Raw genomic sequence first — 17,748 nt, 5'->3', positions numbered from 1 at the left:
AGTGCAAAGTCGAGATTAGATTGCCATACGTTCTATTTTGGCCAAAGATATAAATCGTTTAGACAGAGAGAGCCGCGTAAACAGCCCGAAAAGCCAACGTTCGAAACCTCACGGTCGGCATCCGAACCCGAACGAACGGATTTTATCCCGATTCCGTCGAACGACTCGGGACGCTGCCGCTGACCCGAGTTGCTCGTCCAAAATCACTCTTCGACTCATCTCGAGTGCAACTTGGATTCGGCCGAGATGGCCTCATCCAAGTCGCTCGTCCAAGATGAGTCGAGTCTTCGTGCTCACGACTTCCTCCAATTCTCGCGCGCGAGTGATGAGTTGGTTCACGCCCTGCGTGTCGGAGGCGTCGACGATGAGGACGATGTCGTCCTCGCCGCTGACCTGCCAGACGAAATCGACCTGTTCCCACTCCGCGAACGTATCGGATATCGCTGTCGTGTCAACCGCGACATCGACGCCGATCTCTATCATAGCTTTCACGTTCCCCGTGTGAGTGGTAACGGTGAATCGTTCGATAACGCCGTCCTCAGTCATGCGTTCGACGCGATTTCGAACCGTTCCCTCGGATGTGCCGACGCTCTCGGCGATCTCCGTGTACGGCGTCCGGGCGTCTCGCCGGAGAAGATTCAATATCTGTCGGTCGAGTGCGTCCATGGAGATTTGCAGGTAGTGTCGCCCGCTACTTGATGATTACGAATTTCGTAAGAATGCTTCGAAAGCAAGGTTTATAGTGCCGTGTTGCATATGAATCTCGTAATGCCGGGTGCCTACGTCGCGCTGGAGGGTGGCCATGTGGTGGAAGCCCGTGGTCGCTCCCCAGGTACGGCTTGCGGTGAACTGGTCTTTACAACAGCATACACGGGTTACGAGGAGAGCCTCACCGACCCGTCCTACGAGGAACAGGTCCTCACGTTCTCGTACCCCCTCATCGGGAATTACGGCGTCCGAGAGGAACGCTTCGAGAGCGACCGAGTCCACCCGCGTGCGGTCGTCGCACGCGAACTCACCGAGGACGTCGCGGAGTGGCTCGAAGCCGAGGGCGTCCCCGCGGTGGACCACCTCGACACCCGCGACCTCGTCGGCGGGATTCGGGAAGAGGGCGCGATGAAGTGCGGAATCGCGGTCGGCGAGAACGCCACGCCTGACGACGCGCTCGCGGAACTCGCGCGCTGTTCGGGCATGAGCGACCACCACGACATCGGCGCGCAGGTCAGCGTCTCCGAACCCGAGGTTCACCTCGGCGATGGCGACGAGGACGGCCAAACCGTCGCGCTCGTGGACTGTGGTGCGAAAGGAAGTATCATCGACGCGCTGGTCGAACGCGGCGCGGACGTTCACGTCCTCCCGCACGACGCCACGCCCGAGGACGTCGAAGCCCTCGAGGCCGACATCCTCTTCGTTTCGAACGGCCCGGGCGATCCTGCGAACTTCGAAGCGGCCCAGGAACTGGTCGATACCTTCGCCGGGGAACTCCCGCTCGCGGGCATCTGTCTCGGACAGCAGATCATCGCCCGCGCGCTCGGTGGAACCACCTCGAAGATGGACTTCGGTCACCGCGGTGTCAATCAGCCCGTTCGTGACCTCGAATCGGGACAGGTCGTCATGACCACGCAGAACCACGGCTACACGGTTGCCGACCCCGGTAACCTCGAAGTCACGCAGATCAACGTCAACGACGATACCCCCGAAGGGCTGGAAAACGACGAACTCGACGTCATCACGCGTCAGTACCACCCCGAAGCGAACCCCGGCCCGAACGACACCCTCGGATTCTTCGACGACGTCCTCGCGATGGCACCCCGACGGCGACTCGTCACTGCTGACTGATCCGACCGCGTTTTGACGACGCTGACCGCCGAGGATTGGCGGTCGGCGAACTCCCGCGTACCGCTTACTCCTCGATTTCTATTTCGTGTTCGCCGGGCACTTGCCAGTCTATCTCGACGACTCCCCGAGCGGTGCCGCGCTGACCCTCCCGACTCACGACTTCGAACGTCCGGTTCTCGGCGTCCGACGTGAACAGCGCGGCGATCATCAGTCGGGCGACGTCCTCGCGCGGGATGCTCCCCGAGACGCTTTCACCGCCTTCACCGACCAGCACGTTGCCGGTTGCGGGTGCGTTCGTCAGGCCGCCGGGGCGGATGATGGTGTAGGAGAGACCCGACGTGCGGAGCACCGACTCGGCGTGGTTCTTTTGGTTGAGAACGTGCCAGAGCGGGAGTCGAAGCGCGGCGGGCATCCCCTCGCGGGAGTCACCGACGCCGATGGAACTCTCGAAGACGAAGCCCTCGACGCCCGCTGCGACGGCCGCGTAGACGAGGTTCTCGACACCGGCACCGTCCACGAGGTCACCGCCGAGAAGTGCGTCGAGGCTCGGGGACGACCCGACCGCACAGAGGACGGCATCGCAGTCCGCGACGGCACGGGAGGCGTCCGCCGGGTCGAGGAGGTCACCGACGATGACCTCGTCCGCGCCTTCCTCCGACAGCTCCCGTTCCTTGTTCGGCGAGCGCGTCATGGCTCTGACCTGTACGTCAACGCTGCGTAGCTGCCGGAGGAGTTCGCGCCCCGTGTCACCGCTCGCACCAGCAACCAGCAGGCGCTCGATTTCGTTCGACATCTTACGTGAATTCGTGCAGGAAGCTGAAAGGGTTCCCGGCCAACAGTGTCGCAACCGAGGGCGAAGATACCGCCCTCGTGGACGCTCGTCGTTCGGCCCGTCGATACGAGGGATATCGGTGGTGGACGGTGGATTCCGGTAGCGCCGTCACCGCTCGGTCGGCCAGGTACTGAGTTCAGTAGTGTTTGCCAGAAATAGAATGAAATAATATGAATCAATTCCTGATACAGGTATGCCATCGCGATCAACTACCGATCACCACATCACCGACATCGACCTTCTCGCCGCGATTTTCGGTGTGATAATCGGGGTCCTTGCGGGGTACGCCAGCGAACACGGATTCCGAAGCGTGGCCATCGCGGGCGGTGTGCTCTTCATCGGTCTCTCGCTCGGTGTCGGTGTCAACGGCACGATGCCGGGCGTCCACCGAAAACTCCGCCGGGAACCGTGGTACGCGTTGGCCGCGTTCCTGATGGGCGGAGCGCTCGGAACGCTTCCCTGATTTTCGTCGGTTCTCTCAGCGACGACATTGGATTCTCGAAAACAACCACACAAACCAATAATTTTACCATTCTGCCACTACTTGTTAATTTCACTCAATTTCTAGTTAATTATTTGTGTCCTTGTTTTGATTGTTATTCTGGACCATGAAAGAAAGTCCAAGCAGAGACGGAAACGACGACCGAACGAACAGACGAACCATCCTCAAAACCGGTGCACTCGGGGTGACGAGCCTCGTCGCGGGTACCGGTCTTGCCAGTGCGGAACTGAACGAGAAGCAACCGCGGGGAAGTGCGGTTCACACGGCAAAAGCGTCCCGTGGAGCGACGATTTCCGACGAACAGCGACGGCAGGTCAGGAGACGTGCGGTCCGCGATTTCGAGCGGAAAAACGGGCGTTCCCCGGATGCCATCCCCGCCAGCGACCTGCAATCCGACGACGGTGACGTGGTCGCATACGCATACGCGCTCGATGCGAACGGCGTCGGCCGGGCGTACACCGGCATCGCTGGCGAGGACACGGACGAACCCGAGACGCAGTCCGGACGGGCCGAGGCGCTCATTCACGACCGGTTCGACGGCCGGGTCGCTGAACTCTCATCAGCCGTCACGGCGTCCGAACAAGCGACGACGATGTCCGGTGGTCCCGTGACGGGGACGAACAACATGCAACAGATCTATTCGCACAAACTCGAAAACGCGATAGATCCGTACGGCGTCGCCGGGGCAACGTCGTATTGGTATCAGGACACCCTCGACAGCACCGACGGGGACGTTCACTCGTTCAACTCACCCGCCGGATTCGAACCGGGCACCTCGGCGTTTGGGAGCGACTGGGAGAACGACTGGGGACGCGTGTTTCACCAGTGGGACGAGACTGAGATGGGCAACGTGGACGTCGATTATGGTCAGTGGCAACCGTACGGCACCCAAGGAGGTTCGTCATCCAGAAGCTACTCGCTTAGCGTCAGTGTCGGCTGGATGACGGCATCGGTTACGGCGGGCTTTAGCTGGTCGTACACGCAGCCGGATGTCGAAGTCATCGACGAGTCCTCGTCGTACCACAATTACAACCAGTGGCAGTTGAAGGTCAACGGCGGGGACGACGTGAGTCAGAACTTCGTCGGGTTTCAGCCGTCGAGTGCCGCCTCGATGGACCACTACGATAGCTCGATGGGAGAGAAAACCATCTGCATCAACAAGGTGAAAGGCCAGTTCGTTAACGACGGCTCGGAGCACTGGCTCGCCCACACGTCCACGTTCTACAAAGAACCCGCGTAGGCTGAACGCGTCAGCGGACCGATTCCAAGCGTGTACGAAGACGCCGCCGTAAACCGTGGCTCACGCCCGTCTCGTCTTCACCAAGTGGTGCGATCGAAACGCTCGTGCGACTTCACGTCCCGGTTCGCTCCCAAAGCACGTTTTCGGACACCAAATTGCATCTGGAAAATAAAGTATTAAATTTACTCAATTTCTAGTTAGTTATTTGTATCTTCGTTATTATCATATATTCGTAGCATGGAAGAAAAAGAGTACTCCGGCGGAAGCAACGGACGGACGAACAGACGAACGATTCTCAAAACCGGCGCACTCGGGATGACGAGCCTCGTCACGGGTACCGGGTTCGCCAGCGCGAAGCTGAACGAAAAACGCTCACGGGGAAGTGCGGTGTACACCGCGAAGGCGTCCGGTGGAGCCGCGGTGTCGGACGAGCAACGACGAGCGGTTCGTCGGCGAGCCGCCGACGATTTCGCGGAAAAGAACGGTCGTGCTCCCGCGGTTATCCCCGCGAGTGAGCAGGAGACGAGTTCGGGCGGGGTCGTGGCGTACGCCTACGGTTTCGATGCGGACGGCGTCGGGCACTCCTACGTCGGCGTTGCCGCCGAAGACCTGACGGAACCACAGGCGGAGTCGGGGCGCTCCGAAGCCCTGATTCACGACCAACTCGACAGTCACGTCGCGGACATTTCCTCGACAATCAAAGCGTCCGAGCAGGTTACCACGATGGCCGGTGGAACCGTGTCCAGCACGGACAACATGCAACAGATGTTCTCGCAGAAACTCGAATATGCCGACGACCCGTACGGGACGGTCGGTGCCACGTTCTACGTGTTCATGGACACGCTCGGGAGCAGCGAGGGCGACGTGTTCGCTCTCCACTCCCCGGCCGGGTTCGAGCCGGGAATCTCCGCGTACGGAAGCGATTACAAGAACGAGTGGGGGAGAGTGTATCACAAATGGAATCAGAGCGAGATGGGCAATACCGACGTGGATTACGGGCAATGGAACCCGTACGGAACGCAGGGCGGGTCGTCCTCGACCAGTTACTCGCTCAGTGTGAGCGTCGGCTGGATGACCGCGTCGGTCACGGCGGGCCTTAGCTGGTCGTACTCCCAACCGAACGTCGAAGTCGTGGACGAGTCTTCGCCGACCAACGAGTACAACCGGTGGCAGTTGAAGCTCAACTCCGCGTGGGACGACGACACCCGCGAGAACTTCATCGGCTTCCAGCCGTCGAGCGCAGCGTCGATGAACCACTACGAGGACTCGATGGGGCGACGAACCCTCTCCGGAAACGAGGTGAAAGCGAACTTCTCGAACGGCAGCGATAACTACGACCTCTCCTCGAAAAACGAGTTCTACCTGAACTCCAGTTAAAGAGAATCGGTCCCGTCAGCGACCCCACTCGCGGGCGACTTTCGGCCTGTCGCCGACCGACTGCACGCAGAGGTCTTCGTCACGGGCCGCGAGCGCTTCGAGTGCCGCCTTCGCGCTGGCGACGGTCGTGAAGTACGGGATGTCCTCCTCGACGGCCGTCTCCAGTGCGGCGCGGTCGTCGCTCACGAGGAGGTCGACTTTTCCGGTGCGAATCGCGTCGTTGACGTCCTCGAACTCGCCGAGTTCGTAGTAGTCGCCGAAGCCGTCGAGGTCGAAGTCGACGACTGCAACGCCCTCTTTTGGAAGCGTGTTCGAGGCGGCGGATTGGGCCTTCTCGTACGCCTTGCCGAACGAATCCGCGGTGCCCATCACTTCGCCCGTCGATTTCATCTCCGGGCCGAGGCGGGGGTCGGATCCCGAGAGGCGGTCGAACGGAAGGACGACCTCCTTCACGCTCGTCTGCTCGGGAATCCGTTCGGTCACGTCGAGTTCGGCCAACGTCTTCCCGGCCATCACCTTCGCCGCGAGTTTCGCGATCGGGACGCCCGTCGCCTTCGAGACGAACGGGACCGTCCGCGAGGAGCGCGGGTTGGCTTCGAGGACGTAGACTGTATCGTCTTGGACGGCCAACTGAACGTTCATCAACCCGACCGTGTCGAGGGCGCGAGCGATGTCCTCCGTCACTTCGCGCACGCGGCCCAACGTCTCCTCGGAGAGCGAACGCGTCGGAATCAGGCAGGCGGAGTCGCCCGAGTGGACGCCCGCGCTCTCGACGTGTTCCATGATACCGCCGATGACGATGTCCTCGCCGTCCGAGACGGCGTCCACGTCCAGTTCCACCGCGTCGGCGAGGAACTCGTCCACGAGGATTGGCTTGTCGGGCGAGACGCGAACCGCCTCCTCGATGTACTCCGTGAGTTCCTCGTCGTCGTACACGATGTCCATCGCGCGGCCACCGAGGACGTAGGACGGGCGCACGAGGACGGGGTAACCAATGTCGTGTGCGAGTTCGAGGGCCTCCTCCTCGCTCGTCGCGCTTCCGCCGGTCGGCTGTTCGATTCCCAGGTCGTCCATCAGGCGGTTGAAGCGGTCGCGGTCCTCCGCGAGGTCCATCGCGTCCACCGTGGTCCCGAGAACCTTGCAGTCGAGACCTCTGCGCTCGATTTCCTCGGCCAGCGGGTGGCCGATATCGACCGAAGTCTGACCACCGAACTGCACCATCACGCCGTCGGCGTCCGTCGCCTCGATGACGTCGGCGACCTCCTCGGCGGTGATGGGTTCGAAGAACAACCCATCAGAAGTGTCGTAGTCGGTCGAGACGGTTTCGGGGTTGTTGTTCACGACGTGCGCTTCGATGCCCATCTCGCGGAGCGCGCGAACCGCGTGCACCGAACAGTAGTCGAACTCCACGCCCTGCCCGATGCGAATCGGGCCGCCACCGACGACGACGACGTTCTCGACGTCCGGATCGACTTGCAGTTCGTCGTTCCCGAACACGTTCGTCTCGCGGGCCGAGCGCGCGGAGTAGTAGTACGGCGTCGACGCCGCGAACTCGCCCGCGCAGGTATCGACCTGCTTGAACGAGCGTTCCGGAGCACTCGTCTCGACGGAACCGACGTCCGCACCGGCCATCGCCGCGACTTCCTGATTAGTGAACCCTTTCTCCGCGGCGGGGGCGAACTCGCCGTCCTGTGCGGCCTCGACGGCCTCGGCGATGCGGCCGTAGCGCTCGACGTACCACGACTCGATGCCGGTCAGGTCGGCGACCTGTTCGGCCGTGTAGCCGCGCTCGAACGCCTCGAACATGGCGTACGGACGGTCGGGGGAGGGTCTTTCGAGATAGTAGGATTCGAGTTCGTCGTCGCCGACTTCGTCCCACTCCGCGTCTGGTTCGTACTCCGAACTGCGGAGCGCCTTGAGGAGGCTCTCCTCGAACGTCCGACCGATTGCCATCGCCTCGCCCGTGGACTTCATCGCCGTGCTGAGTTCGAAGTCCACGTCGTCGAACTTGTCCTTGGGCCAGCGCGGCACCTTCGTCACCACGTAGTCGATGGCGGGTTCGAACGCCGCCGTCGTCTCGCCCGTGATCTCGTTCTCGATCTCGTGCAGGCGTTTGCCGAGCGCGACTTTCGCCGTCACGCGGGCGATGGGATATCCCGTCGCCTTGGACGCGAGCGCCGAGGAGCGCGAGACACGCGGGTTCACTTCGACGACGCGGTACTCGCCGCCGGGCGTGCCGTCGTCGTGCCACGCGAACTGGATGTTACATCCGCCCTGAATCCCCAAGTCGCGGATGACTTCGAGGGCCGCGTCGCGCATCTCCTGGTGACCCTCGTCGGGAATGACTTGCGAGGGCGTGACGACGGTGGATTCGCCCGTGTGAATCCCCATCGGGTCCAGGTTCTCCATGTTGCAGATGATGATACACGAGTCGTCCGCGTCGCGCATCACCTCGTACTCCAGTTCGACCCAACCCGCGATGGATTCCGTGATGAGCACCTCGCTGTTGCGCGAGAGGCGCAGTCCCTTGCGCACGCGCTCTTTCAGTTCGTCCATCTCGTGAACGACGCCGGACCCGGACCCGCCGAGGGTGTAGGTCGTGCGCGAGATGACGGGGAGTCCGCCGACGGTCTCGACTGCGTCCTCGACGCGCTGGCCGAGGGCCTCCTCGTCCAACTCGGCGACAGTCTCGCCCTCGTCGAGCGTGATGGTCGTCGAGTACGGCATGGGTTGGCCGAGTTCCTGCATCCGCTGACGGAAGAGGTCGCGGTCCTCCGTCGCGTAGATGGTTTCCAGCGGCGTTCCCATGATCTCCACGTCGTACTCTTCGAGGATGCCCTCCTCGCTGAGTTCCGCGGTGACGTTCAGTCCCGTCTGTCCTCCGAGTCCGGCGATGACCCCGTCAGGGCGCTCCTTCCGGATGATTTCGGCGATGGCTTCGGTGGTGATGGGTTCGATGTACACCTCGTCGGCCATCTCCGGGTCGGTCATGATGGTCGCCGGGTTGGAGTTCACGAGAACGACTCGCGCCCCCTCCTCCTGTAGTGCACGGCAGGCTTGCGCGCCGGAGTAGTCGAACTCCGCAGCCTGGCCTATCTGGATGGGTCCGCTTCCGATGAGCAAAATCGTCCTGTTCTCGGTGTCACTCATGGCTGTTACCCGTGTGAAGTTCGTACATCGTAATAAGCCCCACGAATCATTACGAGGTACGAAACTTGATTTCGAATTTCGGAAGGGCAGACAGAGAATTGGGGATATTGGAGTTATTGGAAGGTATTAGTGGCCGAAAGACGAAGAAACGAGTGTAGAAATGAACGAAGACAGTAGGCACGTTTCTATCCCTTCGTGAATATCGTACTCAAAGAACGGGGCTAAGCGGGAGATACTGATGATCGTTGAGGAAGAATGTGGGCGGCAGGCCGACCAACCGCTTGCGGGCCGGGTGCGCCTCGCACCCGGCCCGCCGCTGTCCTGGCGGGTCCCGGGCGAGCGAGGGATAGTACGAGTGGGCGCGTGCGCCCACGAGCGACTGACCGAGTGAGGGCGGGGTGTTTCCGAGGAACGGGAGTCGTCGCTGTCGTCACGGAAATCGTCATCGTGGCTGTAACTGCGGTCGTTACTGAAGCGCCCTTGCGTCGTCTCACGCCGCACGCGGACGCGGAAAACGAGAATGACTCGTTTCGCTCTCCGAGCACACATCAGCAGGTAAAGGGTTTTACAGCCTGAACCACTACGTCGAATCATGTGGAAACGGATGCTGGCGCTGTTGCTGTTGATTCCGTTACTCGACGGGCTGTTTCTCGTCTTCGTCGCCACCCAGATTGGCTGGCAGATAACCGTCCTGCTCGTCGTACTGACCGCCCTGCTCGGAATGTTGCTGGTTCGTGCCGAAGGGAGACACACCATCAGAAAGATCCAATCCGACCTCGCTCGGGGGGATATTCCCACGAATCGGATCATCGACGGCGGATTCCTGCTCGTCGCCGGTGCCTTCCTGCTCACGCCCGGCCTCATCACCGACACGCTCGGGTTCCTGTTCGCGCTCCCGCCCACGCGCGCGGTGTTCCGGACCGTGGCGAAGAAGTGGGTCATCACGCCCTACATCGACAAGCAGACCGGCGGGTTCGCCTCGGGTAACGTCTACACCTTCGGCTTCCCTGACGGTGGCAGCGTGAGCGGCAGCGGCACGGCCGGTTCGAGTGGTCAGGACGGTGATACGTACCGGGTGGATTCGGACTCCTACGATATCGGTTTCGATGACGACGCGGAGGAGAAAGGAAACCCTTAAAAATCTCACCGGGCAATGAGTAAATGCGCCCAACAGAGGGCCAATAGCTCAGTTAGGTTGAGCGCTCGGCTGATAACCGGGAGGTCCGCGGTTCAAATCCGCGTTGGCCCATCCCACTTTCACTCGGTCTTTGACCGATCGAAAACGGGGGCGTAACCTCCCCAGCCAACTAATCTTACGGTACTCACCTTTTGCAGCGACCCGCTTCTCATGTGGAGTTGAACTTGTCGAAGTTAGAAGATATCAGTTCGACCAAATCGGATAGACAGTTACCTGATATTTTTATATATGATCATGGGTCAGTTACCCGATGAAACTACGTTTCGGGGGGACGTGTGGAAAAATACTCGGCTTATCTTCTCATTCACGCTCTCGTCCGATCACACAGCCGTCGCTTCGTCTGCGAGTTCGGTTTCTTTCCCACTCTGACGACTGGACACCCAAGTGCTCAGGGCCACTGATACCCCGGTCAGGAGGCCGATTCTCGTCTCAAGCTCCTTCCCGCCGACGAGACGCGCAGCGACTGTCGCGACGATGAATGCGATGAGGCCGCTCAGAAGGCTCTTTTTCAGGGCCATGTGGCCACTACTTCAGGCGGATAAAAGGTCCCATCGGTTGTGAACTGTGACGACCGGGTGGCTCCCGTTCGGGTTGTATGTATCCCCGGCACACCCTTCCGCGGTCAGTGTCGTGGTTCGTGATTTCCCGCCGATGATGTCGGCCTCGATACGAGCCCCGTGTTCGAACGTCTCGGAGGACCACAGGAGATGCCCGCTCGGAACCTCGTATTTCGCATCGACCGGCAGCGTTTGGTCCGACTTCCGAGAGATGGCAACGTGGACTGTCCGCGTTTTCGAGCTATCATTTGCTAGTGCGAGTCCTTCGGTTCCGGTGTCCGTCGTGGTTCGAGTGGTCGATTCGTTTGTGGTCGATTCCCCTCTCTCTCGCGGAGTTCGTTGAACCGAGACAGCCGGACAGTCCACTCGACAGGAGGGCACTCCCGCAGATCAGTAGACGGCGTCGTCTCATCGGGAAGAAAAAACGCGAACGACGGCATAAGATTTCAGTTCGATGATCGGTGTTACTCGAATTCCCGTTCCCGCTCCCGCCGCGCCTCCACGTCCGCCACCGTCTCGTTCTCCAACAGCAGATCTACCCGCCGTTCGAACTCTTCTTCGTCGATCTCCCCGCGGGCGTATCTGTCCCGGAGCGTATCGAGGGCGTCCTGTCGGTCATCGTTTCGTTTCCCCGTTCGGTCGGTTTGGCGGTCGTCGTACCGTTGATGGTCTCGTTTTCGTCGTGTCCGTTGGCGCTCCGAAAACGACTGTGAGAGGATCGTCAAAAGCGGGAGAACGACGGCGAATCCAAATACGAACACCATCCAGAACCAACTGTAGCCGAGAAACAGCGCGAGCAACCCGGCTCCGAGGACGGCAATCGCGACGAGGGGCGGAATTTGGTCGACGAGGGAGAGATGTCCATCACTCATATCACCTTCTTTACCACGGTTCATGAAAAGTCTGTCACTCGTTAGGGAGCAGGCTCTTACGGTGTGCAACCCAATCTCTTGCATGGCAAACCGCGTGCCATCGGGACCGGAGGGGGTACCGTTTTTGGGGTCGAGTCTCCAGTACGCAGACGACCCGTTGGGGTTCATGGAGCGCGTCGCACGCGAGTACGGCGACGTGGCCCGAATCGACGTGTACGGGACGGAGGTGTACCAGGTGGCCGATCCGGAGGCCATTCGGCGCGTCCTCGTGACGAACGCCGAGAACTACCGTAAGCCGACGTTGGGCGGGGACGAGGGACTTGGAGGGTTGCTCGGAGACGGTTTACTGACGAGCGACGGCGAGCACTGGCGACGCCAGCGCACGGTCATGCAACCGTCGTTTTACGGTACGAAGCTGAACGAGTACGGCGATATCATCGTCCGTGATACGACCGAGTTGGCCGACTCGTTCACCGACGGGGAGCACACGGACATCCACGCCGAGATGTCCCAACTCACCCTCAGAATCGTCGTCGAGAGCCTGCTCGGTTCGCGAATCGACGGGATGGAGCGCGCCATCCGGGAGGCCCTCATCGAAGTCGGCGAGCGGTTTCAACCCGGGCCGGAAGGGTTCGTCCCCGAGGAGGTACCGACGCCGCGAAACGTTCGCTACCGCCGCGCCGTGGACAGGTTGGATCGAATCCTCCGAGAGATTCGACGACAGCACGACTACTCGGGCGACGAGGACGACCTGCTCGGAACGTTGCTCGGCGAGCGCGAACAGGGGAACCTCACCGACGAGAGCGTTCGCAACGAGATGATGACGTTGTTGCTCGCAGGTCACGACACGACCGCATTGACGCTGACGTACGCGTGGTACCTGCTCGCGAAGCATCCCGACGTGCGGCGGGAGTTCCACGACGAACTCGATGCAGTGGTCGACGGGACGCCGACCGTCGACGACCTCGCGGATCTCGACTACCTCGACGAAATCGTGACGGAGACGTTGCGTCTCTACCCGCCCGCCTACGTCGTCTACCGGCAAGCGAACGAGGCGGACGACCTCGCCGGGTTTCACGTCCCCGCCGACACCGTCGTTTCGACCCCGCAGTGGGTCGTTCACCACGACGAACGCTTCTTCGACGACCCGTGGGAGTTCCGACCGGAGCGCTGGACGGACGAGTTCCGCCGCGAACTCCCACAGTTCGCGTACTTCCCGTTCGGCGGTGGCCCGCGCAAATGCATCGGCGATGGCTTCGCCATGCGCGAGGCGAAACTCGTGTTGGCGACGCTCGGCAAGCGATTCGAGTTCGACCTCGTCTCCGACACGCCGCTGACGCTCGTTCCGCTCGTCACCTTGCACCCCGAAAATCCGGTCGAGGTGACCGTGAAGGATCGCTAACGCGCGTCGTTCCGTTCCGCCGCTCCAGTTCTCCGTTCCGCCGTTCCGTTTCGCCGTGTCGCGTTCTCAGTCCATCGACCGGACGGTGAACGAGATACCGATACCGGCCGCCAGCAGGACGACGAGGTTGAACGCCGCGTTGAACAGCGGTCGGTACCGGTCCGCGACGAACGTCCAAATCACGTCGAGGGCGCTCATGTAGAACTGGAACAGGGCTACGACCGCGAGAAGGACGAGGACGACGAGTGCTCCCTGATACAGATACTTCCGTGGGCTCGGGTCACGGGACGGATTCGTTCGTCCGGCCTTTTCCGGCGTCTCGTGGCGGGCGTGACGGTCCCCTTGCCCGTGTTGCTCGTCAACCGCGTTTGTCTGCTCGCTTTCCTCTCGTTTCGATTCGGATTCCGACCGCTCGGAGGTCGTCGTTGATTCGGTTTCAGTCATGGTTGTCCGTTTCGCCGCACGAGTAGTCCCGCCCCGAGAAGGGCGACGATACCGGCGAGGACGGTGAAACCGGGTTGGCCGCCGTCGTTCGCCGTTCTGGTCGTCCGCTCCGATTTCCCCCTGTCGCCCTCTTGGAAGTCCGAAACGGACAGTTCGACGTCCGTCTGCGTCTCGTTCACCGAGAGCCGCTTCGACGGGTCGAGGTTCGCGGCGCTCCGCGCTGAGCCGACGACGACGCCGTCCTTCCAGAGGATCGCGTCGAGATAGTAGTTGTAGCCGTCCGGGACGGTCACGGTCGCGGACGGGTCCGCAGTTCGTCCCGTCTCGATCGTCCCGACGGGAACGGAGACGCGGTCGGCGACGATGTTGGAATCCGCTTGCCGCGCGACGAAGACGATACGGACGTTCTCCGATGCGTCGTCGCCGCGATTCGTCAGATACGTGGAGACGTTGAGCGACGCCGTATCGTCGTGGACGTCAGCGATGGAGTAGTCGATCGGTGGGAGTCCGCTCGTGTCGCCGTTCCAGTGGAAATCGACGGCCGTCCGCTCGTAGGCAGGTTCGAGCGCATCGACGCCTCGAACCTCCTTACCGCCCTCGGCGATGCGTTCCCCGTTCTCGAAGACCACGGTTTCGATCCGGTAGCCGCCGCGACGTTCGACCGAGAGGTTTTCGATAATGCTCGTTTCCCGTTCCCCGTCGATGGTCGGAACTCGCGTTCGCGTCGTCGCCTCGACCAACCCGGAATCGAGATGAATCGCCCGGACGAGGACGGAGATGTTTTCCGCCAACCCACCCCTGTGGTCGAGTCGGGTTTCGATGCGTAACGTCGCCGTTCCACCGGAAACGTGGCCGGGCGCGATGGCGACGTCCTCGATTCGAAGACGACTCGGGGGGTCGTCCGTGGACGCCGTCGCAATCGCACCGGGAAGAACGGCGAGCGTGAGCAGGCCCGCCACGGCGACGACTGCGATGGCGACCGCCAATATTCGTTCTCGGTTCATGTCCGATTCGTGTAACGTCCCGGCAAATACTTTGTGATCTGTTATGTGTTGTGTTTGTCAGCTCGAAACCGTACGATTCAGGCAGGTGGAGCACGAAGCCCCCTTCATGAGCACGAACAACGCCGGCGGGAAGATCCGCTTCGGCTTGATGATGGCCCTCGGCATCATCGTTCCGGGATTGATAAAATATTTCCTGACCCAGATCGGCTACAGCATGCTCGGAACCGTGATTTTCTTCACGCTATACCTGACGGCCGCCATCTTCATCTGGTTCGTCTGGATACGTCCGCTGGAACTGACCGGGTCCAGCGAGGCGTAACGGCATCCGTCTTTCTCCCGTTCGGATACCGCTGGTGGATAGAACACCTTTTTTCCTTGGAGGCCGACAGTACGGATATGGCAGACGACCTAACGGCCACACTTCACACGAATCACGGCGACATCGAAGTCGAGTTGTTCGACGAGCGCGCACCCAAGACGGTGGCGAACTTCGTCGGACTGGCGACGGGTGACCGCGAGTGGACCGACCCACAGTCGGGCGACCGAAAGACCGACGAACCGCTCTACGACGACGTGCTCTTCCACCGCGTCATCGAGGGCTTCATGATTCAGGGCGGCGACCCGACGGGAACGGGCCGCGGCGGTCCCGGCTACCAGTTCGACGACGAGTTCCACCCGGAACTCACCCACGACAGCGAGGGCGTCCTCTCGATGGCCAACTCCGGACCGAACACCAACGGCTCGCAGTTCTTCATCACGCTCGACGCCACGCCGCACCTCAACAACCGCCACGCCGTTTTCGGTGAGGTCGTAGACGGCATGGACGTCGTCGAGGAAATCGGCTCCGTCGATACGAACCCGCAGGACAAGCCGCTCGACGACGTCGTCCTCGAATCCGTCGAGATTCACGACTGAGCGCCGTTTTTCGATTCGATTACTCGGTTCTTTTTTGCGCGTTGTTTCAGCATTCGCTTTGAAATAACGATCCCAACGAGTCACTGGTTGACGGCTCGAGTCAAATGGAAGACTACGTTCCCTCTCGTGTTTGCCAGTCCATTCCCCCTCCGGCACCCTTGATAGTCAACCAAGCGTACTGAGGAGGTGTATTCTCCGTCTCCCGACTCCTCAGCGAGGGATTCAAACCCATCACCGAGAACGGCGTTCTCGGCGATCCGCGCGAGGGAACGGCGGAGGCCGGGGAGGAGATCCTCGACGCCATCGCGACGGCGTACGCCGAGTGGATCGAAGCAGAACGCGACACTATTTGAATAGCGGTTAGCTACCGGTTCGGCAGTCAGATGGACGCGTTGTCCAGCACGATTTCGACCAGCGCGAAGCCGACGACCATGGCGATGAACACGGTGCTTTCTGTAATTCCATATTGTAACTGCGTGACGAGCAGAAAGTCGAGAAGGCCCCCGATGAGAAGGAAGATAACTGTGACAAGGAATTTCGTCTTCGATCTCATGTTCGTGGCAATGAGTTCGATTTGTATATCTTTTCGGTCAGTTCGAAGCACGTAATTCGATGCGACTGCGTAGGTAACCGACCGTATCGCAGACGGACGAGCCACGGTTCCGGAGGTTGACCCCTTCGTTACCGACGCGAATTCCGAAACCACTTCCCACGTTCGACCCAAAGTCAGGCCATGGATCAGTCTGCGGAACGGACGAAAATCGAGTGGCGCGAGTGGGGTGACGCGGCGTTCGAGGAGGCACAGGAAGCCGACAAACCCATCCTTCTCTCGCTGTCCGCTCGGTGGTGCTCGTGGTGCCACGAGATGGACGACACGACCTACGCGGTGCCGACGCTGGCGGCGAACGTCAACGACTCGTTCGTCCCGGTCCGGGCCGACATCGACCGCCACCCCCGTGTCAGGGAACGGTACAATATGGGCGGGTTCCCGACGACGGTGTTTCTGACGCCCGAAGGCGAACACCTGACCGGCGCGACGTTCCTCGACGCGAACACCATGCGCCAAGTGGTCGGACAGGTGCGCGACCTCTGGGAGCACAAGGGCCGGGAAGCCTCGCAAGTACCGCGCAACATCCGCGACCAGAACCCACCGTCGGGCGAAGTCACCGGCGAAATCGAGCGCCTGATGGTCGGACAGATAGAGGACCAGTTCGACCCGACCAACGGCGGTTGGGGCGACGACGCGAAGTTCCCGCTTCCACGAACCGTGGAGTTCGCGCTGAAACGCGACCGGGAACGCGCACTCGCCACCCTTTCGCCGATCACGGCGAACCTCTACGACGACTACGAGGGCGGGTTCTTCCGCTACTCCGGTACCCACGAGTGGAACGACATCCACCGCGAGAAGATGCTGGATCTGAACGCCGCACTCCTGCACACCTACGCGAACGCCTACCTGTACACGGGCGAGGACCGCTACCGCGACCCCGCCGCGAAGACCGTCGAATACCTGACGACGACGCTCTGGGAGGGCGACGCCTTCGGCGGCAGCCAGCAACCCGGCGACGGCTACTACGAGGGCGACGCGAGCGACCGCGAGAGTCGGGAGGCACCACCCGTCGATTTCACCGCCTTCGCCGACCGCAACGCGCTCGCCGCGGACGCGTTGCTCACGTACGCCGCCTACACCGACGACGAACACGCACGACGGTACGCCGAACGAACCCTCGAATTCCTCTCGACGTGCGTCGAAAACGGTGCGGTCGTTCACTACCGTGACGGCGACGAGGTTGGGGAACGCGGCCTGCTCGCCGACCACGCCCACGTGACGCGAGCCTTCGTCACCGCCGCACAGGTTCTCGGCGGCGACGAGTACCTCGAAACCGCGCGAGCGGTCGCGGATCACGCCATCGAAACGCTCCAAGCCGACGACGGTGCGTTCGTCGACGGGCCGCGCGAAGGACCGGGACTGCTCGACCGTGAACTTCGCCCCGTCGATGACAACGCCGTCTTGGCCGACGCGCTGGTCGATTTGACCGTCCTGACGGGCGATTCGTCGTACGAAGCGGCCGCGCGCGAGGCGGTCGGCGCGTTCGCGGGTGCGGCGGACCGAATCGGCGTGCAGGTCGCGGGCTACGCGACGGCCGCCTCCCGACTGTGCAGGACACCCCTCCAAGTCGTGGTCGCCGACGAACCGGGGTCGAACCTACACCGTGCCGCGCTTCGACTCGCCGACCACGAGAAAGTCGTCGTCCTCGCGCCTGACGGCGAGTACGAGCGGGGAACCGCCCGACTCGTCGACGGCGATAACGAATCCGCTCCGGCGACATCTCCGGCGGAGCTGAGTGAACTGGCATCGAGTTTCTTTTGAGCAATATTTGCGAAAAGGATACTCTGTCCAGTTGGGACACATAAA

19 protein-coding genes, 1 tRNA gene and 1 pseudogene are annotated in these 17,748 nt (G+C 61.5%); 12 read left to right on the top strand and 9 right to left on the bottom strand.

From position 1 onward, the window contains the following. Window positions 1-252: 252 nt before the first annotated feature. Complete coding sequence (locus NKF26_RS03350) at window positions 253-666, bottom strand: Lrp/AsnC family transcriptional regulator (RefSeq protein ID WP_066141181.1); 414 nt, start codon at window positions 664-666, stop codon at window positions 253-255. Window positions 667-768: 102 nt separating this feature from the next. Here NKF26_RS03350 and carA point away from each other — a divergent pair, with 102 nt between their 5' ends. Next, window positions 769-1,839 carry a glutamine-hydrolyzing carbamoyl-phosphate synthase small subunit gene (gene carA / locus NKF26_RS03345; protein WP_253233997.1) on the top strand — a complete coding sequence of 357 codons (1,071 nt, stop codon included), beginning with the start codon at window positions 769-771 and terminating at the stop codon, window positions 1,837-1,839. Between the two features lie 64 nt (window positions 1,840-1,903). Here carA and NKF26_RS03340 read toward each other — a convergent pair whose 3' ends face one another. Then, a complete protein-coding gene (locus NKF26_RS03340) occupies window positions 1,904-2,632 on the bottom strand; it encodes an SDR family oxidoreductase (protein ID WP_253233996.1) in 729 nt (242 codons plus the stop codon). 232 nt (window positions 2,633-2,864) lie between these two features. Between NKF26_RS03340 and NKF26_RS03335 the strand changes: the two genes are divergently transcribed. The 3 genes from NKF26_RS03335 to NKF26_RS03325 all read left to right on the top strand — a co-directional run bounded on the left by NKF26_RS03335 (window position 2,865) and on the right by NKF26_RS03325 (window position 5,790). Further along, the gene (locus tag NKF26_RS03335; RefSeq protein WP_253225333.1) at window positions 2,865-3,134 is read left to right on the top strand and encodes a hypothetical protein; all 270 of its coding nucleotides are present in this window, start codon (window positions 2,865-2,867) and stop codon (window positions 3,132-3,134) included. A gap of 145 nt (window positions 3,135-3,279) precedes the next feature. Then, on the top strand, window positions 3,280-4,413 hold the full coding sequence (locus NKF26_RS03330; protein ID WP_253225332.1) for a hypothetical protein: 1,134 nt from the start codon (window positions 3,280-3,282) through the stop codon (window positions 4,411-4,413). A 237-nt stretch (window positions 4,414-4,650) separates the two neighbouring features. After that, window positions 4,651-5,790, top strand: coding sequence for a hypothetical protein (locus NKF26_RS03325; protein ID WP_253233995.1), 1,140 nt, complete (start codon window positions 4,651-4,653; stop codon window positions 5,788-5,790). Window positions 5,791-5,805: 15 nt separating this feature from the next. Here the strand turns inward: NKF26_RS03325 and carB are convergent, their stop codons facing one another. Then, window positions 5,806-8,940: a carbamoyl-phosphate synthase large subunit gene (gene carB, locus NKF26_RS03320; RefSeq protein ID WP_253225330.1), complete on the bottom strand. Its 3,135-nt coding sequence runs from the start codon at window positions 8,938-8,940 to the stop codon at window positions 5,806-5,808. A gap of 238 nt (window positions 8,941-9,178) precedes the next feature. On the opposite strand from carB, the gene NKF26_RS03315 reads away from it, so the two are divergent. The 3 genes from NKF26_RS03315 (at window position 9,179) to NKF26_RS03305 (ending at window position 10,189) form a co-directional block, all read left to right on the top strand. Continuing rightward, window positions 9,179-9,331 (top strand): hypothetical protein, encoded by a 153-nt coding sequence (locus NKF26_RS03315; protein WP_253225329.1) that lies wholly within the window; start codon window positions 9,179-9,181, stop codon window positions 9,329-9,331. 201 nt (window positions 9,332-9,532) lie between these two features. Next, on the top strand, window positions 9,533-10,078 hold the full coding sequence (locus tag NKF26_RS03310; RefSeq protein ID WP_253225328.1) for an FxsA family protein: 546 nt from the start codon (window positions 9,533-9,535) through the stop codon (window positions 10,076-10,078). Window positions 10,079-10,115: 37 nt separating this feature from the next. Continuing rightward, window positions 10,116-10,189: transfer RNA gene (locus NKF26_RS03305), tRNA-Ile, on the top strand. 269 nt (window positions 10,190-10,458) lie between these two features. Here NKF26_RS03305 and NKF26_RS03300 read toward each other — a convergent pair. The 3 genes from NKF26_RS03300 to NKF26_RS03290 all read right to left on the bottom strand — a co-directional run bounded on the left by NKF26_RS03300 (window position 10,459) and on the right by NKF26_RS03290 (window position 11,567). Continuing rightward, entirely contained in the window at window positions 10,459-10,656 is a 198-nt protein-coding gene (locus NKF26_RS03300; RefSeq protein ID WP_253233994.1) for a hypothetical protein, read from the bottom strand. Between the two features lie 12 nt (window positions 10,657-10,668). Continuing rightward, a complete protein-coding gene (locus NKF26_RS03295) occupies window positions 10,669-11,061 on the bottom strand; it encodes a hypothetical protein (RefSeq protein WP_253233993.1) in 393 nt (130 codons plus the stop codon). A gap of 98 nt (window positions 11,062-11,159) precedes the next feature. Further along, window positions 11,160-11,567 carry an SHOCT domain-containing protein gene (locus tag NKF26_RS03290; RefSeq protein ID WP_253225323.1) on the bottom strand — a complete coding sequence of 136 codons (408 nt, stop codon included), beginning with the start codon at window positions 11,565-11,567 and terminating at the stop codon, window positions 11,160-11,162. 82 nt (window positions 11,568-11,649) lie between these two features. On the opposite strand from NKF26_RS03290, the gene NKF26_RS03285 reads away from it, so the two are divergent. After that, on the top strand, window positions 11,650-12,969 hold the full coding sequence (locus NKF26_RS03285) for a cytochrome P450 (RefSeq protein ID WP_253233992.1): 1,320 nt from the start codon (window positions 11,650-11,652) through the stop codon (window positions 12,967-12,969). 66 nt (window positions 12,970-13,035) lie between these two features. Here the strand turns inward: NKF26_RS03285 and NKF26_RS03280 are convergent, their stop codons facing one another. Both NKF26_RS03280 and NKF26_RS03275 read right to left on the bottom strand, forming a co-directional pair. After that, window positions 13,036-13,413, bottom strand: a complete 378-nt coding sequence (locus tag NKF26_RS03280; protein WP_253225321.1) for a hypothetical protein — start codon at window positions 13,411-13,413, stop codon at window positions 13,036-13,038. After that, window positions 13,410-14,417, bottom strand: a complete 1,008-nt coding sequence (locus tag NKF26_RS03275; RefSeq protein ID WP_253233991.1) for a PGF-CTERM sorting domain-containing protein — start codon at window positions 14,415-14,417, stop codon at window positions 13,410-13,412. Before NKF26_RS03275 ends, NKF26_RS03280 begins: the two co-directional genes overlap by 4 nt. A gap of 106 nt (window positions 14,418-14,523) precedes the next feature. Between NKF26_RS03275 and NKF26_RS03270 the strand changes: the two genes are divergently transcribed. The 3 genes and pseudogenes from NKF26_RS03270 to NKF26_RS24350 form a co-directional block, all read left to right on the top strand. After that, a complete protein-coding gene (locus tag NKF26_RS03270; protein ID WP_253225319.1) occupies window positions 14,524-14,736 on the top strand; it encodes a hypothetical protein in 213 nt (70 codons plus the stop codon). Between the two features lie 77 nt (window positions 14,737-14,813). Next, the gene (locus NKF26_RS03265; RefSeq protein WP_066141140.1) at window positions 14,814-15,332 is read left to right on the top strand and encodes a peptidylprolyl isomerase; all 519 of its coding nucleotides are present in this window, start codon (window positions 14,814-14,816) and stop codon (window positions 15,330-15,332) included. 194 nt (window positions 15,333-15,526) lie between these two features. Next, window positions 15,527-15,685: pseudogene (locus NKF26_RS24350) on the top strand (creatininase family protein); the annotation flags it as partial. A 26-nt stretch (window positions 15,686-15,711) separates the two neighbouring features. On the opposite strand, the gene NKF26_RS03260 reads toward NKF26_RS24350, so the two are convergent. Further along, window positions 15,712-15,885: a hypothetical protein gene (locus NKF26_RS03260; RefSeq protein WP_253225318.1), complete on the bottom strand. Its 174-nt coding sequence runs from the start codon at window positions 15,883-15,885 to the stop codon at window positions 15,712-15,714. Between the two features lie 180 nt (window positions 15,886-16,065). On the opposite strand from NKF26_RS03260, the gene NKF26_RS03255 reads away from it, so the two are divergent. Further along, window positions 16,066-17,703 carry a DUF255 domain-containing protein gene (locus tag NKF26_RS03255; protein WP_253225317.1) on the top strand — a complete coding sequence of 546 codons (1,638 nt, stop codon included), beginning with the start codon at window positions 16,066-16,068 and terminating at the stop codon, window positions 17,701-17,703. The last annotated feature ends 45 nt before the right edge of the window (window positions 17,704-17,748 follow it).

It is taken from the genome of Haladaptatus sp. AB618 (assembly GCF_024136965.1).
In the GTDB taxonomy this organism is placed as follows: Archaea; Halobacteriota; Halobacteria; order Halobacteriales; family Haladaptataceae; genus Haladaptatus.
Note: the sequence above shows the minus strand (reverse complement) of the source record. Positions and strands in the feature narration are given on the sequence as shown.